Annotated in this window: 19 protein-coding genes and 1 pseudogene; 6 read left to right on the forward strand and 14 right to left on the reverse strand. The window is 43.8% G+C overall.

The annotated features are described in order from the left end of the window. Positions 1 to 14: 14 nt before the first annotated feature. From ACTIE0_RS08120 to gghA, 3 genes are all read right to left on the reverse strand, one after another. Positions 15 to 1832: a polysaccharide biosynthesis/export family protein gene (locus ACTIE0_RS08120; RefSeq protein ID WP_006669176.1), complete on the reverse strand. Its 1818-nt coding sequence runs from the start codon at positions 1830 to 1832 to the stop codon at positions 15 to 17. A gap of 132 nt (positions 1833 to 1964) precedes the next feature. Next, a complete protein-coding gene (locus tag ACTIE0_RS08125) occupies positions 1965 to 2180 on the reverse strand; it encodes a DUF7219 family protein (protein ID WP_006669175.1) in 216 nt (71 codons plus the stop codon). Positions 2181 to 2385: 205 nt separating this feature from the next. Further along, positions 2386 to 4893 carry a glucosylglycerol hydrolase gene (gene gghA, locus ACTIE0_RS08130; RefSeq protein ID WP_006619699.1) on the reverse strand — a complete coding sequence of 836 codons (2508 nt, stop codon included), beginning with the start codon at positions 4891 to 4893 and terminating at the stop codon, positions 2386 to 2388. Positions 4894 to 5085: 192 nt separating this feature from the next. Between gghA and ACTIE0_RS08135 the strand changes: the two genes are divergently transcribed. From ACTIE0_RS08135 to ACTIE0_RS08150, 4 genes are all read left to right on the forward strand, one after another. Beyond that, positions 5086 to 5232 (forward strand): hypothetical protein, encoded by a 147-nt coding sequence (locus tag ACTIE0_RS08135; RefSeq protein ID WP_008050757.1) that lies wholly within the window; start codon positions 5086 to 5088, stop codon positions 5230 to 5232. A gap of 182 nt (positions 5233 to 5414) precedes the next feature. Continuing rightward, positions 5415 to 6923 carry a glucosylglycerol-phosphate synthase gene (gene ggpS / locus ACTIE0_RS08140; protein WP_006625703.1) on the forward strand — a complete coding sequence of 503 codons (1509 nt, stop codon included), beginning with the start codon at positions 5415 to 5417 and terminating at the stop codon, positions 6921 to 6923. Between the two features lie 101 nt (positions 6924 to 7024). Beyond that, positions 7025 to 8719, forward strand: a complete 1695-nt coding sequence (glpD, locus tag ACTIE0_RS08145; protein WP_006625704.1) for a glycerol-3-phosphate dehydrogenase — start codon at positions 7025 to 7027, stop codon at positions 8717 to 8719. 69 nt (positions 8720 to 8788) lie between these two features. After that, complete coding sequence (locus ACTIE0_RS08150; RefSeq protein ID WP_006625705.1) at positions 8789 to 9739, forward strand: NAD(P)H-dependent glycerol-3-phosphate dehydrogenase; 951 nt, start codon at positions 8789 to 8791, stop codon at positions 9737 to 9739. 6 nt (positions 9740 to 9745) lie between these two features. On the opposite strand, the gene ACTIE0_RS08155 is transcribed toward ACTIE0_RS08150, so the two are convergent. Then, positions 9746 to 10996: a sensor histidine kinase gene (locus tag ACTIE0_RS08155; RefSeq protein WP_006669174.1), complete on the reverse strand. Its 1251-nt coding sequence runs from the start codon at positions 10994 to 10996 to the stop codon at positions 9746 to 9748. Positions 10997 to 11058: 62 nt separating this feature from the next. Further along, positions 11059 to 14787, reverse strand: coding sequence for a PAS domain-containing protein (locus ACTIE0_RS08160; protein ID WP_006669173.1), 3729 nt, complete (start codon positions 14785 to 14787; stop codon positions 11059 to 11061). A gap of 218 nt (positions 14788 to 15005) precedes the next feature. Here ACTIE0_RS08160 and ACTIE0_RS08165 point away from each other — a divergent pair, with 218 nt between their 5' ends. Next, positions 15006 to 16334, forward strand: coding sequence for a hypothetical protein (locus ACTIE0_RS08165; protein ID WP_006625708.1), 1329 nt, complete (start codon positions 15006 to 15008; stop codon positions 16332 to 16334). 6 nt (positions 16335 to 16340) lie between these two features. On the opposite strand, the gene ACTIE0_RS08170 is transcribed toward ACTIE0_RS08165, so the two are convergent. The 9 genes and pseudogenes from ACTIE0_RS08170 to ACTIE0_RS08210 all read right to left on the reverse strand — a co-directional run bounded on the left by ACTIE0_RS08170 (position 16341) and on the right by ACTIE0_RS08210 (position 20900). Next, positions 16341 to 16619 carry a diguanylate cyclase domain-containing protein gene (locus tag ACTIE0_RS08170; protein ID WP_311737726.1) on the reverse strand — a complete coding sequence of 93 codons (279 nt, stop codon included), beginning with the start codon at positions 16617 to 16619 and terminating at the stop codon, positions 16341 to 16343. Positions 16620 to 16641: 22 nt separating this feature from the next. Further along, a complete protein-coding gene (locus ACTIE0_RS08175) occupies positions 16642 to 16878 on the reverse strand; it encodes a diguanylate cyclase (protein ID WP_008050743.1) in 237 nt (78 codons plus the stop codon). Between the two features lie 45 nt (positions 16879 to 16923). After that, positions 16924 to 17214 carry a hypothetical protein gene (locus tag ACTIE0_RS08180; RefSeq protein ID WP_006669170.1) on the reverse strand — a complete coding sequence of 97 codons (291 nt, stop codon included), beginning with the start codon at positions 17212 to 17214 and terminating at the stop codon, positions 16924 to 16926. Between the two features lie 313 nt (positions 17215 to 17527). Continuing rightward, positions 17528 to 17888, reverse strand: a pseudogene (locus tag ACTIE0_RS08185) (slr1659 superfamily regulator). A gap of 225 nt (positions 17889 to 18113) precedes the next feature. Then, complete coding sequence (locus ACTIE0_RS08190; protein ID WP_006669169.1) at positions 18114 to 18296, reverse strand: hypothetical protein; 183 nt, start codon at positions 18294 to 18296, stop codon at positions 18114 to 18116. A gap of 452 nt (positions 18297 to 18748) precedes the next feature. Next, the gene (locus tag ACTIE0_RS08195; protein WP_006625716.1) at positions 18749 to 19465 is read right to left on the reverse strand and encodes an adenylate/guanylate cyclase domain-containing protein; all 717 of its coding nucleotides are present in this window, start codon (positions 19463 to 19465) and stop codon (positions 18749 to 18751) included. 174 nt (positions 19466 to 19639) lie between these two features. Next, entirely contained in the window at positions 19640 to 19873 is a 234-nt protein-coding gene (locus tag ACTIE0_RS08200) for a PAS domain-containing protein (RefSeq protein WP_081587716.1), read from the reverse strand. 42 nt (positions 19874 to 19915) lie between these two features. Continuing rightward, entirely contained in the window at positions 19916 to 20683 is a 768-nt protein-coding gene (locus ACTIE0_RS08205; RefSeq protein ID WP_006619711.1) for a HAMP domain-containing protein, read from the reverse strand. Positions 20684 to 20771: 88 nt separating this feature from the next. Next, positions 20772 to 20900, reverse strand: a complete 129-nt coding sequence (locus tag ACTIE0_RS08210) for a hypothetical protein (protein WP_257720193.1) — start codon at positions 20898 to 20900, stop codon at positions 20772 to 20774. A 180-nt stretch (positions 20901 to 21080) separates the two neighbouring features. Between ACTIE0_RS08210 and ACTIE0_RS08215 the strand changes: the two genes are divergently transcribed. After that, positions 21081 to 22187: a hypothetical protein gene (locus ACTIE0_RS08215; protein WP_006625719.1), complete on the forward strand. Its 1107-nt coding sequence runs from the start codon at positions 21081 to 21083 to the stop codon at positions 22185 to 22187. Positions 22188 to 22505: the final 318 nt, after the last annotated feature.

A 22505-nucleotide genomic window follows, 5' to 3' on the forward strand; every position in this document is an offset into this window, starting at 1 on the left:
GGGATAAAACGGACTTAGTAATTCCTGAAAATATCAATAAACGCGCTGGGAACTACAAAAAGCGATCGCACTCTATTTAACGGCGTAATGATAGTATCTACTGTATCCGAAATACTCGCCAGGGTCGATCGCCCCACAATCACCACATCATTATTTTGGAGAGGAGGATTATTCGGGGAATTACCTCCCTGAGTAAAATCTATTGGTAGGCGGCGCTGTTCCACAGTACCATCAGGGCGAAAGCGAATCAACTCCACCGAAGACTGATGGGCGCGAGAGGTAAACCCCCCGGCCGTCAGTATAGCTTCATTTAAGGGAGTATTAGGGGGAATTTGAACAACTCCAGACCTTTGCACTTCCCCCACCACATTAACACGAATATTGTTTGGGGAGAAACTAGCGTTAGCAATTGCCCCCATTTCCACGGGGTTAATCTCCGTAGCTGTGGGTACAAAAACCGTGTCCCCTTCCTGTAATATTGTATCCTGGGTGGCATCACCATTTTGCAGTAATTCCCAAAGATTAATAGTAATCACTTGGCGACTCCCACGACTATCAGAGCGCCTAATTTCCACCTGTCGAATATCAGCCTCTGGTTTAACCCCTCCCGCCACCTGAATAGCGCGGGTAACAGTGGGGATGCTACCACCACCCGCCGCCCCAGGGACTCCAGCATCTCCGGTGCGAGCAGTGCCAGTAACAGTATAAGGCCCCGGTCGAAATACTTGCCCAATCACAGCAATATTTAAAGGTTCACTTTGGTCAGCCGCAAAACTCGCCGCGCGGCGGTTAGATAATTGTTCCAGATTGGCCGTTTCTAAGGCAGGGATGAAGATACTATCACCATTTTGTAGAACTATATCCTGTTGCAGATTATCCCCGTCTAGGATAGGTTCTAGGTTTACTTCTAGTATTTGTTCTTGTCCCTGGTTGGTGAGGCGACGAATTTGCACCCGACTGATATCCGCCATTAGCCGAATTCCTCCAGCTTGCTTAATGGCTTGGCTAATGGTAGCGACTCCCCCTGGTCCTCCTTGACTGGGGATGGTATAGGGACCGGGGCGGCGCACTTCTCCAGATACGGCAATATCAATTAGGCTGGCTTCGTTGTTAGCAAAACTAGCCCTAGCAATTTGTCGCCCCATTTCTGGGTCAATTTCGGTGGTGGTGGGAATATAGATAACATCTCCATCCCTAAGCCGGATATCGGTGCTGAGACTACCTGTTTGCAGAAGTTCCATCAGATTTAGATTGATGATTTGCTCTGATGTTCCCAACTGGGGTCGTCGTAGTTGCACCTGTCGCAGGTCTGCGGCTTGGGTGATACCTCCGGCTAATTGTAGGGCGCGGGTAATGGTGGGAAATTGGGAACCTTCCCTAGCCATGGTATAGGAACCGGGGCGGTTGATTTCCCCTGAAATGCCTATTCTGAGGGGACGGGGAGTAATGAGGCTGATGGTTACTCTGGGGTTTCGTAATACTCTGGCGCTTTCATAGCGATCGCCTATAGCCCTAGCCGCCTCTTCTAAGGTCATGCCACTTACGGAAATACTACCAGCTTGGGGAAGGTTAACTGTACCGTCAACTAATACTTCTTGTTGACTGCTATATTGTTCGACGGGAAAAATAAATACTTGGATTACATCACCGGCACCCAAGGTATATGGGGCTTCTTGGGTTGGTGGCGCTGAAAGCTGCGAAAGGTGAGGAGGGGGGTTATTGGTGGGGTTTTCAGCCCAACTGGGGGAAGGTAAAGCGATCGCACCATAGACGAGTAGACCCAGACTGGTTAGGGAAATATATTGTTTGGCGGCATAATGGCATTTAATCATAAATACATAAGTAAGTAGCAGAGGGAGAGGGGTTGCCTAGTTAGGTATAGATTATATCCCCTAGTTTCCACCTCTCCCCCTACCAAAGGGCGATCGCGGTTATCTGTGTGTAGGTCAATTGATGATGACCTACTACGTGAGTTGTTTATGGGTTTTTTTGAGTCTCTTCCACTGTTGTTTGATTTTTTTATAAGACTCTAATGTGGACATTTTCCCGTTGGTTTGCAAAGCGGCAATATAACTAACCTGTTGAGCAAATTCTTGCAGGTTGGCGTTAAATAGCATATTTTCGGGTTGGTCTGATCCTCGATAAGGATAACGGGGGGTCAAAAAGTCGTTTAGTTCCATGATAGCCACCAGTCCTATCAAAATGTGTGATCAAGTTGGGAAATTGTTAGGGGCGGCAACAGATATGCAGCCTGAAAACAGAAGATACATTCTCAGGGATGAACTTGTCAAAATCAACCCTGTTGTTTACCGTCCCTACTCCAACCTAACATTAATTTCTGGGAATGCCTGTAGCATGGGTAGCAATTCAGCTATGATCTACAGGTTATTTCTGGGGCTGTTGGGGTACTAACAGGACACCTTGACTATCTTTGAGTTCAAATTTCTTCAAGGAAGCTAGGTTATCATCTAATTGGACTCCGGGAGAGGCGATCGCCACTTTCCACTCGGATAAGTCTAATTCTAGCCAATCTCCCACGGTTACCGTCATTGGTTCCCCTCCCATATTGGCCACCATCACCACTTGGTCTTCTTCCCGGTAAGGGTTTCCTCGGACTCCATAAAACACGGTCTGAGTCTGATCACCGATTTTGTGAAACTGATCTGTTCCCATCAAATTCTGACGCAACCAAATGCGATCGTGTCGGAAGCGACGCAACTGCAAATTAAAATTAGTTTGCACAGCATTTAGATCCTCACCATAGTGAGAGACATTACAGATTTCGTAGCAGTCCTCCATAAATTTGAGGGCAAATTCTTTGAGTTTCGGAATATCGAGATCCTTGAGAAACTCCACCATTTCCGGGTGATTAATCTTTTGCAAATATTCAAGTTTACACTCTTGTGCAGAATCGCCAAAACAAGCCTGACAAGCCTCTACCACAGCGGGTAGACTATAATCAGCATCAATCATCGCCTGTTGTAAAGCCTTCCCAAACTGCTTGAGTTCTTCTAAGTCCTCAAATCCCAAACTTTTTAAACGAGAAAACACAAAATCTTGCTGATACAATTCCGGGGTGATTTGCCAATCCAAAAAGCCCATTTCTTCGGCAACAACTTTCACGCCATAGCGTTCATCAGTATTGCGGAAAAACATCCAGGGGGCTCTGGTGGTAGCATTAATAAAATCCATGGGTAAACCCGGACTAAAGCCATATACCCACAATGTCACCGCCGGATTATCATAACCATTATGCAAAACCTCCGACCAAGTTTTACCCAAATTCCAATTAATTTCTTGGTCTAACTCAACCTGATTACCCCGTCGGACGGTATCATGATTAGCGCAACCCGTAATCCAATTTTCTCCCTGATAAATCACCTCACAAACTCGTTTCCATTTTCTATCCCAAAAACCCTTTAAGGTGGGCGTATTATGAGCAAAAATCAACGGCCCCCATTGGAAGGAGTCTGGGCGCAGTTCAATCAGATCTCGATAGGTAGAAATTTCCTCCCATCCTTCCTCTGGCCAGGGTCTGCCATCTTCAAAAATAGTAAACAGTAACCGTTGATAGCCGCCAATATCTTGGACGACATCACTCATGGCTAACAAATAAGCATCATCCTGTTCCACGAAGCCAGTTAAGGGATTAAAAAAGCGGAAATCTTGACCGCCATCAATGCGAATCCCATCAACTCCGGTATTCATTTTACGGCGCTGCATTTCTAGCAAAATTGCCCGCACCGTTGGCAGTTGGTGGTTTAAATCCTGACCATACATATTCTGCCCTTTTAGGAACTGACGATTCAGGAGTAATTCTGATTGGTTATCAGCATGACCATAAACAATGTCATAAATCACCTGAATGGGTCCGGTAGAGAAATTATGCAATGTGGCAATAAAATCCACTACCTCATCAGGGCGACGACTGCCTAGAATTGCGGGATTTGTGGTAGAAGAACCTAAAATTGGCACATCATAGCCCCAATCCTGGGTATCGGGTTTGCTAAGATTAATCTCGATAATGTCTTCATCTTCTGACATGAAGGCGAAAAACTCACTTTCGGGACTATATTCATCCCTAAACTCGATGGGGGGTTCTGTCGGTAGCAGTTGGACAGCACCATAACCGATATAGTTTTCCTCGAGGGGGGTCAGAGGAATATTTTTGGCTAATTTATCGGAAATGCGACTATAAAGGCTGGTTAATCCCTCAAAGGTTCCAGCAGCGGTGGCGGTTCCTACATGAAGTTGCAGAATGTTTTTGGGAGCCCGAACCCTGGGAATTAATCTGGGGTTGGGTAGGGGGGAGAGATCATCATCATGTAGATCAATGGTGGGGTGGCGGGAGGTTCCCCGACGGCTCAAATATTCTAGGTCGGCGCGTTGGGCTTGTAGGGTTTCGATGTCGTAAAGTTCGGCGGGTCCGAATACTCCATAGGGAAGGGAGTAGGCTAGGGGGTCACGGATGGCTTGCAGTTTTTCGGCTTGGTCAATGTAGCGCAGCCAATAGAATGATCCGACTTGCTCTCGGCTTCCGGGTTCCATTCCGGCCACAACCCCCCAGTGATATTCTCCCTGTTGTTTGAGGTTGAGTCGGGTACGGTGGAAACGGACTACTTGCTGATCTGCCCGCAGGTCTATTTCATCTATGGGGGTGAGTACCTCTAGGAAAATCTCTAGCCTCCGCATGACTTGGGAGGTTAATTTGGGGGTCCAAAATCCGATTTGTGTGAGTCCGTCTCCTAGCCAGTGCGCTCCTAATTTTTGGGCGAGAATTTGCGCTTTTTCAAAATAGGAGGCTTTGGAATGCTCGACGGTCGCTGCCCAATTTAGCAGATTTTCGGTTTCTTCGTCTACCAGTTTGATGGTGGGTTCTGTTGTGGTTACCAAAACTAACTTTCTACTTGACTCGACAATTTAACTCTAGTCTAACCCAGGGGTTTCCGACTCTAGCGTTAGTTTTAAATTTGCGATCGCTTCCCCCATTTGTGAATCAACCCTAGGATAGATGTTAACTATGGTTAAGTTTTGTTAACCTGCGAAGGCTAGGCTCCAGTAATAGAGTTAAAGTGTAATAGGTCAATGGCTCAATTGACCATTAGGTGCGGTATCGCTCAAATGTGGTTGATGTTTGATGGCGATCGCATAATTATAGCCTACCTACTGTATGGCGTTGATGGGAAGTTAACACTAACATACTTAACCATCAATTTGTTGTTGTCAATATAGTTTTCATGAATAAATCTATATATCCCTGTTCATCAAGCAAGTCAACTCGTAAATTGACCCACAGACGCGCTGTATTTTAGCGTGGGAGTTGACCGCAAATGAACATGGCGCGAGACTCCTGAAAATTCAGGCGATCGCATAACTGTAAACCTCAAAATTGTTTCACGGAAAACACAAAAATTATGAAATCTTCACTGGTAATTCTGTACCATCGCGAACCCTACGATGAGGTAATCGAAAATGGAAAAATTCACTACCGAGCCAAAAAAAGCCCTAATGGTATCGTACCGACCCTAAAAAGTTTCTTTGCTAACGTTAATAAAGGCACTTGGGTAGCTTGGAAACAAGTAACGGCGAAGCAAAAAGCGGACTTTCAAGAAAGAGTAGAAGTAGAAGATGAAGGCAACTATACTGTGCGCCGCATAGCCTTAAACGCGGACCAGGTTAAACATTTTTACCACATCACCTCTAAAGAGGCATTCTGGCCAGTTCTACACTCGTTCCCCTACCATTTCACCTCGGAAACAGCAGACTGGGAAAACTTTACCACGATTAATCGTTTATTTGCAGAAGCAGCCTGCGAAGAGGCGGCAGATGATGCCTTAATTTGGATTCATGACTATAACCTATGGTTGGCGGCGCGCTACATTCGGGAAATGAAACCGGATGCACGGATTGCGTTCTTTCATCATACGCCATTTCCGTCGGTGGATGTGTTTAATATCCTACCTTGGCGACAGGAAATTGTGGAGAGTCTTTTATGCTGCGATTTAGTCGGTTTCCATATTCCTCGCTACTCGGAGAATTTTGTAAATGTCGCCCGCAGTTTGTGCGAGATAAAAGTGGTTAAACGGGAACCTGTAGCCCCTCATCTTACCAAAGTAGGAACGGCTTTAGCAGAACCAGAAATGGTCAGCCAACTTGAGTATAAGGGTCAAATAGTGAATATTGACGCTTTCCCGGTGGGTACAAATCCGGGTTTCATAGAATCGGTTTTAGAGAAGCCAGAGGGTCAGTCACGATTGACGGCAATTAGTAAAGAATTAGGCGATCGCAAATTGATTTTGGCTGCGGGTCGGGTGGATTATGTCAAGGGAAATCGGCAGATGTTAGAAGCCTATGAGCGACTGTTAGAACGTCGCCAAGATTTACATGGAAAAGTTCAGTTTCTGATGACTTGTGTATCGGCGGCTGATGGGATGCGGGTTTATAAAACGGCTCAACATCAAATCGAGCAATTAGTAGGGAAAATTAACGGCAGATTTGCGCGCCTAGATTGGATGCCGACTTTGTTATTTACCCAGCCTATACCGCTGTCGGATTTGTTTTCCTATTACCGATTAGCTGATGTCTGCTGGACTACTCCCTTGCGGGATGGTTTGAACCTGGTAGCTAAAGAATATGTGGTCGCCAGAGAAGATCGCGGCGGTGTCTTGGTGCTGTCGGAATTTGTGGGGGCGGCGGTGGAACTTCCCCAGGCGGTTTTGACTAATCCCTATTCGACTCAGCGCATGGATGAGGCGATCGAATATGCTTTGGCTATGGACCCCCAAGAACAAAAACAGCGGATGGCTGAAATGCATAAAACTGTAGTTAAATATGATGTCAAGTATTGGGCGGATCATGTGTTTGAACGTTTCGAGTCTATGACACATCAAAAAGCTGCTGTTAAACAGGCGGTGGCTGTTTAAAAAACTCGCCATTCGGTTAATTGGTGATACCATGCGGAAAGGACATCAATTAGCCGAATTTCTGATGTTAAAGTAGCCAAGAAAACTAAACTCTAATCATCATGGGAGACTATCAAAAAATTCAGGCGGAAACCTACGATTTAATTGTGATTGGCGGTGGTATAAATGGAGCCGGAGTAGCTCGTGATGCGGCGCTGAGGGGCTTAAAAACTATTTTAATTGAAAAAGGGGATTTTGCGGGGGCGACCTCAAGCTGGTCTACTAGGCTGGTTCATGGAGGATTACGTTATCTGGAATATTTCGAGTTTCCCCTAGTGCGTGAGTCCCTGCGAGAGCGAGAAATTTTACTGCGGACAGCGCCCCATTTAGTTAAACCACTGTTATTAACTGTACCAGTTTATGGGGGGCGATCGCGTCCTTATTGGAAAATTTGGGCGGGAATGCTGCTTTATGATGTGTTCAGCTATGACAAGAGTTTACCGACTCATAGAATGCTACCTAACACCCAATTTCAGCAATTATTCCGGTCCTTAGATAAGGAAAATCTGAAAGGCGGCGCTCAGTATTATGATGCTCAAGTAGAATATGCTGAGAGGTTGTGTCTGGAAAATATTATCGCGGCTAAACAAGCGGGCGCAACCATTCTTAATTATGTGGAAGTGACGGGACTTGACCGGGAAGGAAAACGCATTAATAAACTGAATTGTCGGGATGTTTTCAGTGGGGAAACTTTTACGGTTAAGGGTAGTCCGAAGGCGGTAGTTATCAATACTTCTGGCCCTTGGGTCGATCGCGTTTGTAAATTGGGGCGACAGAAAGACGAAGCCGCGCCCATTGGCACAACTCGCAAAATCGGTGGCACTAAAGGCAGCCATATTATTGTAGATCCCTTCCCTGGTGCGCCGGAAACTTCCCTATATGTAGAGGCAAAATCCGACGGACGACCGTTTTTTATTGTGCCTTGGTTGGGAATGTATCTCATTGGCACTACGGATATTTATTTTAATGAGAATCTGGAAGCCATTAAGGCAGATAATGATGAAATTGATTATCTGTTGCGGGAAACTAATGGCATTCTTCCTACCGCTGAACTTTCGCGTCAAGACGTGAAGTTTACCTATTCTGGGGTCCGCCCCCTTCCCTATGTGGAACCTAGCCAAAAAACGGCTGCTATCACCCGGAAACACATTGTTTATGACCATGATAAAGATGGGGTGGAAAATCTGCTATCTTTGATTGGTGGAAAACTAACCACCTATCGCCAGGTGGCGGAAGAGTTGGTTGAGGCGAGTTATCAGAAAATGGGGCGACCTGCGCCACGGTGTGAGACGGACACGCCACTACCTGGGGCAATTTTCCCTAATGATACTCGCATCGGACAAGCCCTTTATGATTATCGCCCCCAACTACCTCTCAAAACTATTCATCATCTGTTTTCGATTTATGGGGCGCGGGCGCTGGAGGTGTTGCAGCTAACTGATGAACATGAAGAGTTGAGGGAAAAAATTACCCCGGCTTTACCTGATATTAAAGCCCAACTGGTCTACGGAGTGCGATCGGAAATGGCAAAAACTTTGGTGGATATTACCCGGCGACGAACTACTCTAGCGATGCACGCGCGCTATGGGTTAGATTTATTACCGACTATCACTGAGACTCTGCAAAAATATGCGGGCTGGACTCAAGAAAAATGCGATCGCGAACTGGTAGCCTACCATGACTATATGCGGTTAAACTGCATTCCCGATTATGAATTGGAGGCTGGGGAAAAGGCTGTATCACCTCAAATGGTTTAACCATTGGTGATGCTGAGGGCTAGTCCCTGTGAAAATGTACCCTTGTTTAGATAGAATAACGAAGATTTTATGGAATTTCCAGATAAGGAACAGGCAACCCTGACAGTTTTGGGGGCGGGGGCTTGGGGTAGTGCGCTGGCTGAGTTGGCGGGTCATAATGGCCATAAAATTAATCTCTGGTCTCGCCGTTTAGGTAATACTTTGGAGGAAGCGGTAGAAGGCGCTGATTTAATCGTTTCTGCTATTTCTATGAAAGGGGTGGCGGCGACGGCGGGAAAACTCCAGGAAATTGGTATCCCCGATCATGTTCCTATTGTCACTGCGACTAAAGGCTTGGACGCGGAAAGTACCCGGACTCCTTCTCAAATTTGGCACGAGGATTTCCCAGATCATCCCATTGTGGTACTATCTGGACCTAATCTGTCGGCGGAAATTGAACGACATCTTCCGGCTGCGACGGTGGTAGCAAGTGCTGATATGGCGGCGGCGGAGTTCGCCCAAAAGCTATTTGCTTCCAGTTTGCTGCGGGTTTATACCAGTAATGACCCCATGGGGACGGAGTTGGGGGGGACTTTGAAAAATGTAATTGCGATCGCCTCTGGGGTTTGTGATGGTTTAGAATTGGGCATTAATGCCAAATCTGCCCTCCTGACCCGGGCGCTAACGGAAATGATCCGCATTGGGACCCATTTGGGGGGACAGACAGAGACGTTTTTTGGTCTGTCCGGTTTGGGGGATATGTTAGCCACCTGTAATAGTGCTTTAAGTCGTAATTATCGGGTGGGTTATGGTTTGGCTAAGGGTAAAACCTTGGAGGTGATTTTACAGGAGTTGGGTAGTACCGCCGAAGGGGTAAATACCACTAATGTACTGATTGCTATTGCTAACCGCGAAAAAATTCCGGTTCCCATTTCTGAAGAGGTCTATCGCTTATTGAACAATGAAATCAACCCCCAAGAAGCGGTTGAAGCCTTGATGGAAAGGGATTTAAAACCGGAGTTTCACGAACAAGAGTTTTAATTGTGTTTAATCACTGGTTGGGGTTTGCTGTTGGGGAATTTTGATGATGAATTCGGTTCCGGTTTCGGGGTCGGATTTAACTTCGATGGTTCCCCTATGGCTTTCGGTGATAATTTTATGGCTGAGACTTAATCCCATACCTGTACCTATTTGGGGGGGTTTGGTGGTGAATAGGGGTTCAAAAATGCGATCGCATACTGATTCGGGAATGCCGTCACCATTATCATAAATCCTGATTGTTACCCAACCCTCCCCTGATTTATCCGAAGTTTCCGCCTCCGTCGTAATCTGAATTTGGGGCTGAAACTCATTATCTTCTTCTCGGTTAGTATCCAAACTGTCGATCGCATTATTTAACAAGTTCATAAACACCTGATTAAGTTGCCCTGGGTAGCATTGCACCTGGGGCAATTTCCCGTAGTTTTGAACCATCTGAATCCCGCGACCTTTTTTACCTTTAATACGTCCTTGTAAAATCAGGAGAATATCTGCCAGACCTTGATGAATGTCAACGGTTTTTAATTCCCCATCATCCTGCTTATAAAAATTACGCAGAGACTCCACCAAATGGCGGATTCTGTCGGTTCCCAGTTTGATTGATTCTAGCAGTTTCGGAAAATCTTCTAGCAGAAATTCTAAATCAATATCCTCGATTCTTTCCTCAATGTCTGCCGCAGGTTCGGGATAAGTTTCACCATACAACTCTACCAATTCCATTAAATCTTGAGCGTAACCAGTCGCATGGTTAATATTACCAGTCACAAAGGAAACCGGGTTATTAATTTCGTGGGCAATACCGGACACCATTTGCCCCAAATTCAGCATCTTTTCGCTGTATAAGAGTTGTTGATAAGCCTGTTTTAAATGTTTATTTTGGGCAGAAATTTTTAAACCACATCGCACCCGCGCTAAAAGTCCATCAATTTCAATGGGTTTGCTCATCCATTCATCCACTCGGTATTGAGCAGTTAAGTCCGCCATTGAACTAGAATCCTCTAGTTGTTCCTGGGCGGTCAAGATGATGAAAAAGGTAGGGGCTAATGTGGGATGGGAACGCAGTTTCTGACATACTTCTAAGCCATTTAACTCCGGTAACATCCAATCACAAATAATTAACTCTGGGGACAGACTTTCGGCTAACTCTAGGGCGGTTTTACCATCTTCTGCGATCGCCACTTGATACCCTTGTTCTTCTAGGGTATTCTGTAGAATCAGTTGGGTGGCGATGTCGTCATCAACAATCAGAATGTTTGCCATGGGTTTATATTGATTAATAGTTACAGTGATGTTAGTTAGTCTATTTTGCCCGATTTTTGTGATCAACTTAAAAATTTTTGTTCAATAAAACTATCCACCCGGCTAAGATTTTCCGCGAGGGAGTCAATTAGACTCATACATCCCTCGATAGTTTGGTGGCGGGCTTTTTGTTCGATATCGGCGGCGATCGCAGTTAAAATCGCTACTCCCACATTACCACTAGAACCTTTGATGCGGTGAGCTACCATAGCCATAACTTGAAAGTCTGATGCGCTGGTAGCTTGGCGCAGTTTCGCTAGATCTTGGTGAGCATTTTCCATAAATACAGCCAATAGCTTTTTCTGAAATTCAACCTTACCCCTAGAAATTGTCTGGAGGCGGTCTAAATCGACCAGCCGGCTGGGTTTATCCTGGTTTTGGTTATTTTGTATGGTTTTGGGGGTCTGGCTGGTTGTAGGGGCATTTGTGCCGGGTATTTGTTGCCGACGGGCGGCCCAAGTTTGCAGTTTAAATGCTAACTCCTCCTGGGTTATGGGTTTGCTGATATAATCATCCATACCTGCTGATAGGCATTTTTGGCGATCGCTAGGCATGGCGTGGGCGGTGAGGGCGATGACAGTGGTATGGCGATCGTTTCCTTCCCGTTTCCGTAGTTCCTCAGTTGTGGCATAACCATCTAATTTAGGCATCTGACAATCCATAAACACTAGGTCATAATGGCGATCGTTTAATAATTCCAGCACCTGTTCTCCATTTTCCGCCAAATCAGCTTCAATACCTAATAAACTCAACTGATTTAACAATACCTGTTGATTAATAGGATGATCCTCAGCCAGTAAAACTTTTAAATCCAAACCCGCAGGGGAGAGGGTGCTAGAATTATCCCCCAAGCTATCACGACCCGAATGAAACTCGGCTAAATTCACCGTAATTTCATTAGCCATAGCTGTGAGTAAAGCATCAAATAATCGAGAAGCGCGCACAGGTTTAATTAAATAACTTTTAGCCAAGCCATCATCTAATAAATCTTCCACCGAACTTAGGCGGCGCATAGAAGTCATTAGCACTAACTTAGTCGCACTCATGAGGGGTTCATTTTGGATAACTGCCGCTAAATTTTGCTTTCCATAAATTAACAGATTTTGGTCAAAAATTGCCAAATTAAAGGGTTGGTTATTATGGGCGGCATCACGCAACTTTGACAAAGCCATTTCTGGGTCGGAGGCTTCCTGAAGTTCCATCCCCCAAGATTGAATCAGATAGCGGACAGACTGGCGCACACTCGCATTAGCATCGACCACCAAAATTTTTAACTTAGTTAAGGTATCTGGTAAATTGGGAAATGATGCAGTTTTGGATATAGAAAAAGGCAGAGTAAACCAAAAAGTGCTACCTTGATCAACCACACTTTCCAAGCCAATTTCTCCCCCCATAACCTCTAAAAGTTGCTTACAAATTACTAAGCCTAACCCGGTTCCTCCAAATTTACGGGTGGTGGAAGCATCTACCTGAGAAAAAGCCTCAAATACCCGTTCTTGAGCCTCAGCCGGAATACCAATGCCAGTATCTTGCACTTCATAACGTAATGTCAAAGGAGCATTAATATCATAGTTAGGAGGGCGGCTAACTCGCAGGGTTACTTCTCCAGCGGGGGTAAATTTAATGCCATTACTCATCAAATTTAAAAGTACCTGTCGCAGTCTACCGGGGTCGCCGCGCAGATAACGGGGAACATTGCGATCGACAATAGCGGCTAATTCAATGCCCTTATTTTCAGCTTGGGCTGCCAATAAATCAATGATATTTTCTAGGCATTCTTCCAGGTCAAAATCTAGTTCTTCTAGTTCAATCTCTTGGGCTTCTAATTTGGAGAAATCGAGAATATCATTAATGATAGACAAGAGATGATCGGCACTGGTGCGAATCGCCTGGACAAAATCTTTTTGTTTAGTATCTAGTTCAGTTTTCAGCAATAATCCAGTCATCCCCAAAACCCCATTCATAGGGGTTCTAATTTCATGGCTCATATTAGCGAGAAATTGGGATTTTAGCCGAGAGTTTTCCAAGGCTGCTTCTCGTGCTTTCACCAATTCATCAATGGGATAAGTGGCAATAACCACCCCGCCTATTTCCTGATTTAAGGTATACCAAGGATGAATCGCCCAGCGAAAATATCCCTGGGAACCATCGGGATAAGTCATCACATCTTCCGAGCAGGAAATAACCTCGCCAGCAATAGCTTTACGGTACAGTTCTCGACAGGTTTCTGAGATATGGGGGAAAATTTCATAGTGGCTACGACCAACTAAGGATTCTTGGGGAAGATGATACTCTTGTAGCCAGCGATCGCTATAAGCTATATAGCGCATAGAACAATCTAAAATGGCTACAGCCACGGGAGCATTAGTAATAATTTGCTGGAGTTGTTCTCGCTCTTTTTGGAGGGTGCTAGTTTTCAGTTTTCGGGATGTTATATCACGTTGTACAAAGACAAAATGGCTGACTTTTCCCGTGTCATCAGTGACCGGAGAAATACTAAGATCCGCCCAATATTTCGAGCCATTCTGACGGTAGTTAATCAATTCCACTTGTATCGACTCACTCTGGCTGAGGGCGACTTCAACTCGCTTTAATTGTTGCTCGTCTGTGTCTATTCCTTGCAGAATATTGGGATTTTTACCAATGATACCTTCGGGCTGATATCCGGTCAGATTAGTAAAGGCTTTATTAATATAAACTATCTGGGAATCCGTCGTGTTTTCGGGGTTAGATTGAGCGATCGCGATCGCATCAGTGGTGTGGCTGACGGCTGATTCTAGTAACCTAAGCCTCTGTTCTTGGTGTTTGCCTTCCGTGATATCACTACCAATATTACACACGGCTAAAATATGTCTATTTTGATTAAAAATCGGAAAATTTACGGATATAAATTGGCGAATTTTACCATGATAATTGACTATATTTTGGTGAGTTTGCTGCACTCTACCACTGTCGAAAACTTTTTGATCCGATTCTTGTAGTTTTTGGGCGATAGTTGTTGGCAATAAATCATAGTTGGTTTTACCAAGAATCTCCTGGGCTGGTCGATTTAAGAAAATTTCGCACTGACGATTAACCATAATATAACGGTTTTGACTATCTTTGGCACAGATCAGCGCCGGACAGTTATCAAGAATAGCTTGCAGCAAATGTTTCTCTTGTGTAGCATTCGTGGCTATCACTTGCTGCTGTTGAATTTGTAGTTTTAATTGTTTAATGGTTTCCTGAAGTTCAGCGGTCTGATCTTGAATGGTCAACAGAAGATCTGATTGGCTATTTTTGACAGGTGCTTGTGTGTGTTGCCGTGGGTAGCGGGTGGTTTCTGGCCAAGAATTAGGGTTGAGGAGTAGACCATTTGAGTTTTGGAGTTGGGGGGTTGACTCACCCAGCCCCAGACCGGGGATTAATTTAAGTAGTCCCTGGATAATTGATAGGGAAATAATGAAAGCGATCGCCCCTACTGTTAAAATCAGGTTAGGTGTAGGATTTAACCAAGTCTCTCCCTGTAACAGAATAAAGCTACCAGTACAGAGGACAAACAACGCACATAGAAAGATTAATCGGCGCAGGGGAAGATCCCGCCAGCTCCAGATGATGTAGAATAACAGCAGGGCGAGAATGTAGTCAGCGATCGCCAATAGAAAAGATACCCTCTGTGGTAACACCATTGGCTCTATAAATCCTAGGTGGGCGATTAAAGCTAGATCTGGGGCTGATAGTTGACTGACCATTGCCATTACTGTTAAAACCATTAATACTGAAATTTGTATAAGACTAAGCTGACAGAAAAATTGCCTCTATCTCAAGGATGAATTATTGTTACTATTGACACATCTACCTGTAGGGATACCTTAATAATCCCTAAAATCGTCAGTCGATTTCAGGAATTATATAGCTATTGCTTGTAGATGCACAGGAGCTATCCTATAGAAAATATAAACTTGAATCATTGGGGTAGGAAGGTGTACTTATGGCACGACTTTCGCCAAAATCCTTTGATATTCTGCTGACCGAGATCAATCGGCGGGTTAAAGAAAATCCCATTGACAGAATTGGGGCTGATCTTGTAGTATCCCGGTTGAACAAAAGGCGATCGCCATCGGGAGATTTCCTGACGCGATCGGAAATTGAGGAATTACTTACAGATCAGTTTCCTGATTTTAACCCCAAAGTAATTGATCAAGCCGCCCGGGCTAACCGTCCGCCTGGTGCGCTGAAAAAGATATTTTGGGGAGGAGCAGTCCTAGGGGGACTAGGCGGGGTCGTTTGGTTAGTTAATTTACCACTACCAATGATCCGCCAACCTGTGGCTAGAACTGCGCCCTTGCTGTTGCTTCCCAGTTATATTAGCATGGATTATAACTACCGACAGGCGATCGCTTTAGTAGAACAGGCTGATCAATTGGTGAATCGAGCCACAGCCATCACAGACTTTGAACTAGGAAGCGAGAAAGCCCTACAGGCTCAACATCACTTGGATAAGTTACCTGTATGGTTTTTAGGATATTACCCAAAGGCTTATTGCAATTTGTTGGGTTGCACCTGGCGCTTTACTTTTGATGAGTATCAAAATGCCCGGAAACTGGTGGGTCGCATGGAAGCGCAGATTTTCCAGGAACAGAATGCTTATCAAGCCTTACAGGAAGCTCAACAGGCTTTACAGGTAGCTACAGCACAGTATAATCAAGCACAGTCGGCGGCGGATAAAGAGACAGCCATTATAGTTTGGCAACAGGCTATTGATCAACTCCGACCAATCCCCCAAGCCACCTTGTCTGGAAAGAATGCACGACAGCAGTTAACCACTGCGGAACGGGATTTTCAGCAGCAGGTGGGGTTTGTCGCTGGTCGTTTACAGGGTAATACTTTAATTGAGGCGGCGCAAATTTTTGCTAGTAAGGCTGCTAATGAAGCTCAAAATCCACCCCATAGTCAATTACATTGGCAGCAGGTAATCGAGCATTGGGATGAGGCGATTAAACGCTTACAACAGATTAATCAAGACAATCCTAGTTATTTAGAAGCTCAAACAAAACTAGCTCAATATCGGTCAAATCGTCGGCAAATTGAACAAAGATTACAGGATGAAAGAGATTCTGTAGCCGCCATGGATAGAGCCAGACAATTAATTGTTGAATGGCGACAGTTGACTGCTTCTTCTAATCCCAGTTTTGCATCTTTAAACAATAAGATATCCGAGGTTATTTATACATTAGAGTTAGTGCGACCTGGAACTACTGTTAATGCTGAGGCTCAAGAACTGTTACAAAAAGCACGACATACCCGCAGTCAATTGTAAATTAAGTTATGAATGATGGTCATTTTTGAGACTTTGGCATAAATTTGAAGAGGCCATGGTGACGCGATCGCGTCCGTTGGTTTTAGAATAGTATAATGCCATATCTGCCGCTGTAATTAAACTAGACTGACAATCAGCGTGTATGGGACAACCTGCTATCCCCATAGACATAGTGAGTCCCCGCATAAAAATATAGGAATATTGATGGTATAGATTTTTGATACCTTTCCTAAGAAATTCAGCAATTTTATGAGCCTCCTCAATAGTGGTGGAGGGTAAAATAATGAGAAACTCCTCTCCCCCATATCTACAAGTAGTATCCGATAGGCGAGTATGATTTTGTTAAAAATCGGCTGACGGCTTTCAGGACGACATCTCCAGCTTGATGTCCCCAGCGATCGTTAAATCCTTTAAAATAATCAATATCGCCTATAATAAGACTTAGGGGTTCTTGCTGTTCTTTAGGGCGTTCTAAATGTCGGACTAGGGACTGTTCCATATAGCGACGATTAAATAATCCGGTCAAAGAGTCACGAATACTCAAGTCATGGGAAAATTTTTAAATCAAATCACCATGAGCCGTGGTTGTCTATAACATAATTTCTAGGTCAGTATTAGTTTGAGATAACCTTTCTAATAAAGATTGTAGCTTTTTTTCAGAAGTTCTCAATTGCTGCTCAGTCACTTGATGCTGGTTGATTTCCTCCTGAAGTTGATGATGAGAATGATACAATTCCTGTTCCACCAAATCAGCATGAAGCATCGTGGTTTCTAGTAAAATTTCCAGGTCTATTTTTTCTGGTTTCAGTCTCTCAATTTCCTCCGGCAATTTATGATTTTGTAAAACCAAATCACTCTCACTATTAGATTCTGATGGCATCCCCATACGGACCCCCTAAATTAATTCTAATTAGGCACAAATACTAGGGTTAAAATTAAATAAATGCAGTCGGATAGCTGTCGTCAATTTTCGACAAATTTTGATGATCTATATTGCTGGCTGGGGACTACCTAGCAGTTCATCAATCATTGAATACCTAGATAATAATACCTAGATAAAGCTCTGGAGTAACTGGGATAATTTAACTGAGTATAGGTCTGGGAGATGAACAAGTTTTTCAGTGATATTTAACCCAGTTTTAGGCGGTGAGGGATATATGATTGTTGAGTTAAATCATAGCATTTAGTTAAATTTAGGCATCAATTTCCCATTCTAGGCTAGGCATTAATCGCTGCAAATTTTTGAGGGATGTTCCTAGCCAAGGTATTTTACTAGAAGCTAACAACACCAAGTTCATATTTTTTTTCTGCCTCACTTTAATCACAAATTTAGACAGCATATTAATTCCCGAACTGTTGAGAAATTGCAACTCTCTAAGGTTGAGGGTAATTGGGGAAGGTTCGATATCTAATACATCATTAAGTAATTTAACCACTGCATTCGACTCTTTTATGCCATTGAGTCTGAGAGACCCTTTCCGGGCAATAGTAGAGATTTGGCTATCGTAACCAATGCTATATATAATCTTGAGTTTGATATGATTGAATTACCATGTTTAATTCCTGTATTCAAGTTTTTAACAAATGATATTTAACAACTTGAGATGGTGATTATATGGTGAGTTGAACCATTGTAGTAACAATAGTCTGGGAGGGATCTGGTTCTAGGGTTTCAAACTTCCAGCCTAGTTTAGCCATATAGTCATTAACCATTGTTAAATATCCTCAGCCGGATTCGGTATCATTTTCTACATTTTTTTCTACCTGATGAATATACATCTATTGAGGTTCAGAAATCAGCAACTCTTCAATGTAGTCTTGAAAAGAACTAACCGCGTCTTTCTGGATACTATTAGCCACCAAAAATGAGAGATGATCGTGCTGCCAAAATAGCTGTATTTTATTTAATCTGATATGTTGATGATTTATCGCTAAATTTAATAGCATTTTTCCATAAATCATGAGCCACGAAATTGACAGCAATTTTGACTTTCATTTGGCGACTAACTGAGTCTTGATCTGGTTCCATGTTTGGAAAAAATGTAGTGACATAATCAGCCATAAAGTTGTCAGATAGACCATAATTTATCCACCTTTGTTTCAACGGAAGTGGGGGACAACCCAATCACCAAAAACTCATTGCTGGTACTTGGTGCTTCCAAAAATTCTCCAAAAATTCGTTTCATGTTATGTTGAATAACTCAAGGTTTAATAACTTTTGGTAGGTGTACCGCTTGACTTTAAATAGTTGAGGTAATTTCCAGGGATAAAGTTTCCCAAAAATTGAGAGACATTTCTTAGGGGTCAGAGCATAGGATGTTGTTATTAATGGATTTCAAGTTAAGGATACCATATTTTTGATAATTTGCCTAGAGTTGGATAGTGAGCGAGGGGTGGGAGGGGTAAATCTAGGATCACATCTGATCAACAACCCGTTTCCAGTAAATTTGAGCCACAGCATCACCAGGATTTTCAGCTAAACAGATCTGCAACAATTGAGCAGCTTGCTTATATTGATGTAGATAATAGAGGGTTAATGCTGACTCAAACTGAGTTTTAGTTTTCAACTTAGCGTCGCGACTTTCTGGGGGGTCAGCATCAAATATTTCCCAGACAGAGACCATTTCAGATTTCCCCTTGACGGCGACTTTATCAATAATTCTAAAAGCGTAACTATTAGGATTTTCAAGAGACAGGAATGTGTGTTGGCTAATCAAAAGTGGCACGGCATATTTGGGAGTTAACTCTTCCAAGCGAGCGGCGAGATTAACGGCATCACTAATGACAGTGGTATCAATTTTATCTTTACCTCCAACAATACCTAACATCATAGTTCCAGTATTAATACCAATGCCAATTTTCAGAGGTGGTCTTCCTGGTCGTTGGCGGGTAGAATAATAGAGGCTTAATAATTTGAGCATAGCGATTCCCGCCTGGACAGCATCATCAGCACTGCGGCCAAACCATGCCATGATTGCATCTCCAATATATTTATCTATAAATCCGCAATTTTCAATAATGGCGGGTTCCATGCGGCATAAATAGGCATTAATAAACTTAAAATTATCAGCCAAGCTCATCTTTTCAGAAAGATTGGTAAACTGGCGAATATCTGAAAACAAAATGGACATTTGTTTTTCGACGGCATCTCCTGATTTAACTTCGACAATACTTTCATAACCGAGGCAGGATAAAAACTGATTAGGAACAAACCTGCCAGCGGCATCGGTGAGTTCTTCTTGTTCATTAAGGGCTAGTTATAAATCACAGTTAACTATCAACATTTCTTCGATAAAACTTTGTCGTTATGCTTCAGCTTTTTGGCGTTCATTGATATCTTGAAAAGTAGTGATCGCAAAGGTAATATTTCCGTGGGCATCATGAATAGGTCTAGCCCTAGCTTCCACAGGGATGATCCGATCAGGTTGATGCACTTCAATATCATCAACTACGACACTTTCCCCTCGCCAAGCTCGCTCTAGGGGTAAATTATCATCGGGATATAGTTGGTCAGTTCCGGCAATATAACTAGGATAAATGACAGAATTTTGATTAGTGAAATCATCTAGGACTGTCCCTGGTCAAAAGAGGATGTGGGCGGCCTGGTTAGTATAGTAAAGTTGCCCAAGATGATCGACAACGACAACGGCCAAAGGCATAGCTTCGAGAAACTGACGCAGAAGTTTATTACTAACCTTTAACTCCTGAGCCAAATCTATATTTTCATTTTTGAGGCGATCGTTAAGTAAGGTAATTTCCTGATTAGCAATACTAATTTGGGCTTGGTGATATTCAACGGCTTGTTTTTCGATCTGTAACTGTTCAAGACTCTGATTCAATTCAACTTCAGTCTGTTGAAGTAGGGTAACTTTTTCCTGTAGACCGGCATAGAGTCGTCGCAGTTGTCCAGTCATGGGATTAAAAGCCATAGCTAGGGTTCCCACCTGATCATCGGTCATTACGGGAGCCACAGGGGTGAGGTCGCCGTCTGCGACTTTGGTAGCAACAGTAGCGATCGCCAATATAGGGCGAGAAATTTGGCTCGCCAATAGATAAACGCCGACAGTGAGTAAGCCGGTAAAAGTTAAACCGACCCCCAAAGTAGTCCAAGCCAACTGACGAGCGGGATCTAGGGCTTCCGACCGTGGCATTTCCACTAATAGGACAAGTTCTTGGTGTTCTAAGCAGCGAAACACACCAAGTACAGGAACGCCAGCATAGTTTAAATAACTGCCGCGCCCATTTTCCCGTTGCAACCCGCGATCAATGCCTTCGCTGTGACCCCCTCTAGGAAGGTCTTGTCGGCCAAACTCTTCCCCAGATACAAATACGCGCAAGTTATTGATCAAATAGGTTTCCCCTTGTTCTCCTAGCCCAGTAGAATCGAAGATAATCGGAGATCCATCTGCTCTAGGCTAAGGTGAGCGGCGAGAACACCTATGGGGTTTCACCTTGATTATCCCGTAGGGGGGTAGAGACAGTCATAGTGGGTCGTTCAAAAACTAGGGTTTTAATTGAAGCCCTAGCCTGACTAAATGCGATCGCCCCGACGCTGAAAACTGTCACCACTGATCAAAGTAAAAAGTAGACATGGATTGTATGTAACCAATACATTCTGACACGATTTGATACCGGATTGATTGGGAATTCTAAATTCTTTGGTGGAGGGAATTATGTTGAGGCGATCGCACTGGGGGGATTTAGGGTAAAATATGTTACCAAAGTTTGAGTGAGTTAATTTCGACTATGACCAGGCCAGCTATTTATATTGCGATTACTAATCACGGATTTGGTCATGCTGTTCGTGCTGCTTCTGTAGCTGCTCAAATCCAGAAATTTTGTCCTGATGTTTTATTATTCTTAGTAACTCAGGCTCCCCGCTGGTTATTGGAGTCTTATATTTCGGGTGATTTTGTGGTGCGATCGCGGGCTTTTGATGTGGGGGTAGTTCAGTCGGATAGTATCACTATGGATAAATTGGCGACTCGTTCCCAGTTAGAGGATATTAAGCAGCGGCAGAGGTCTATTGTAGCCAGAGAAGTTGATTTTATTCGTCAAAATCGGATTAATTTAGTGCTGTCGGATATTCCACCTTTGGCTGCGCCTATAGCTCGGTCGGCTGGGGTTCCTGGTTGGATGATGAGTAATTTTGGGTGGGATTTTATTTATCGTGATTGGGGGGAGCAATTCCAGGAAATAGCGGATTGGATTGGGGAGTGTTTTGGGCAATGCGATCGCTTATTTAGGCTGCCTCTTCATGAGCAGATGACGGCATTTCCTGTCATTGAAGATATGGGTTTAACTGGTGGTGATCCTCGCTATAATTTATCCAAAATTAGGTCAGACTTTCAGATTAAATCCCCTGTAGAAAAAACTATTATGCTGACTTTTGGAGGCTTAGGACTAGACGCAATTCCCTATAATAATTTAGGGCTGTTTCCTGATTATCAGTTCATTACTTTTGATAGTAATTCCCCGGATATGGATAATTTAATTAAGCCTAGAGATATGGTGAAATCTAGCCCTTCATTAGCGGAATATTCCCGCCTGCGTCCGGTAGATTTGATGCCTTTGTGTGGGCGAGTTATTTCTAAACCAGGCTATAGTACATTTTCGGAAGCATTGCGGTTGGATATTCCCCTAGTGTCTTTGGTGCGGTCTGGTTTTGCTGAGTCTCCGATATTAATTGAGGGGTTAGAAAATTATGGTTTCCACCAAATTCTGACGGCTGCGGAGTTTTTGACGGGAAATTGGGAATTTCTACGCGAACCCCTGAACCCCCCTCGCTTATCGGAAACTTTAGATAAAAATGGAAGTAAAGCGATCGCTGAAGCTGTGGTAGAATTATATTAGACGGTTGTAGATTAGGCTGTCAGTAACAGAAAAACGGAGCTTGCCCTTGGCCTTCCGGGTCAGGAGGGTAGGGGCAGCTTGTGCCAAATCAGGCTTGAGGAGATATAGAAGTAAAGCGATCGCTGAAGCTGTGGTAGAATTATATTAGACGGTTGTAGATTAGGCTGTCAGTAACAGAAAAACGGAGCTTGCCCTTGGCCTTCCGGGTCAGGAGGGTAGGGGCAGCTTGTGCCAAATCGGGCTTGAGGAGATATAGAAGTAAAGCGATCGCTGAAGCTGTGGTAGAATTATATTAGACGGTTGTAGATTAGGCTGTCA

This window comes from Limnospira sp., from assembly GCF_051859755.1.
GTDB lineage: Bacteria > Cyanobacteriota > Cyanobacteriia > Cyanobacteriales > Microcoleaceae > Limnospira > Limnospira fusiformis.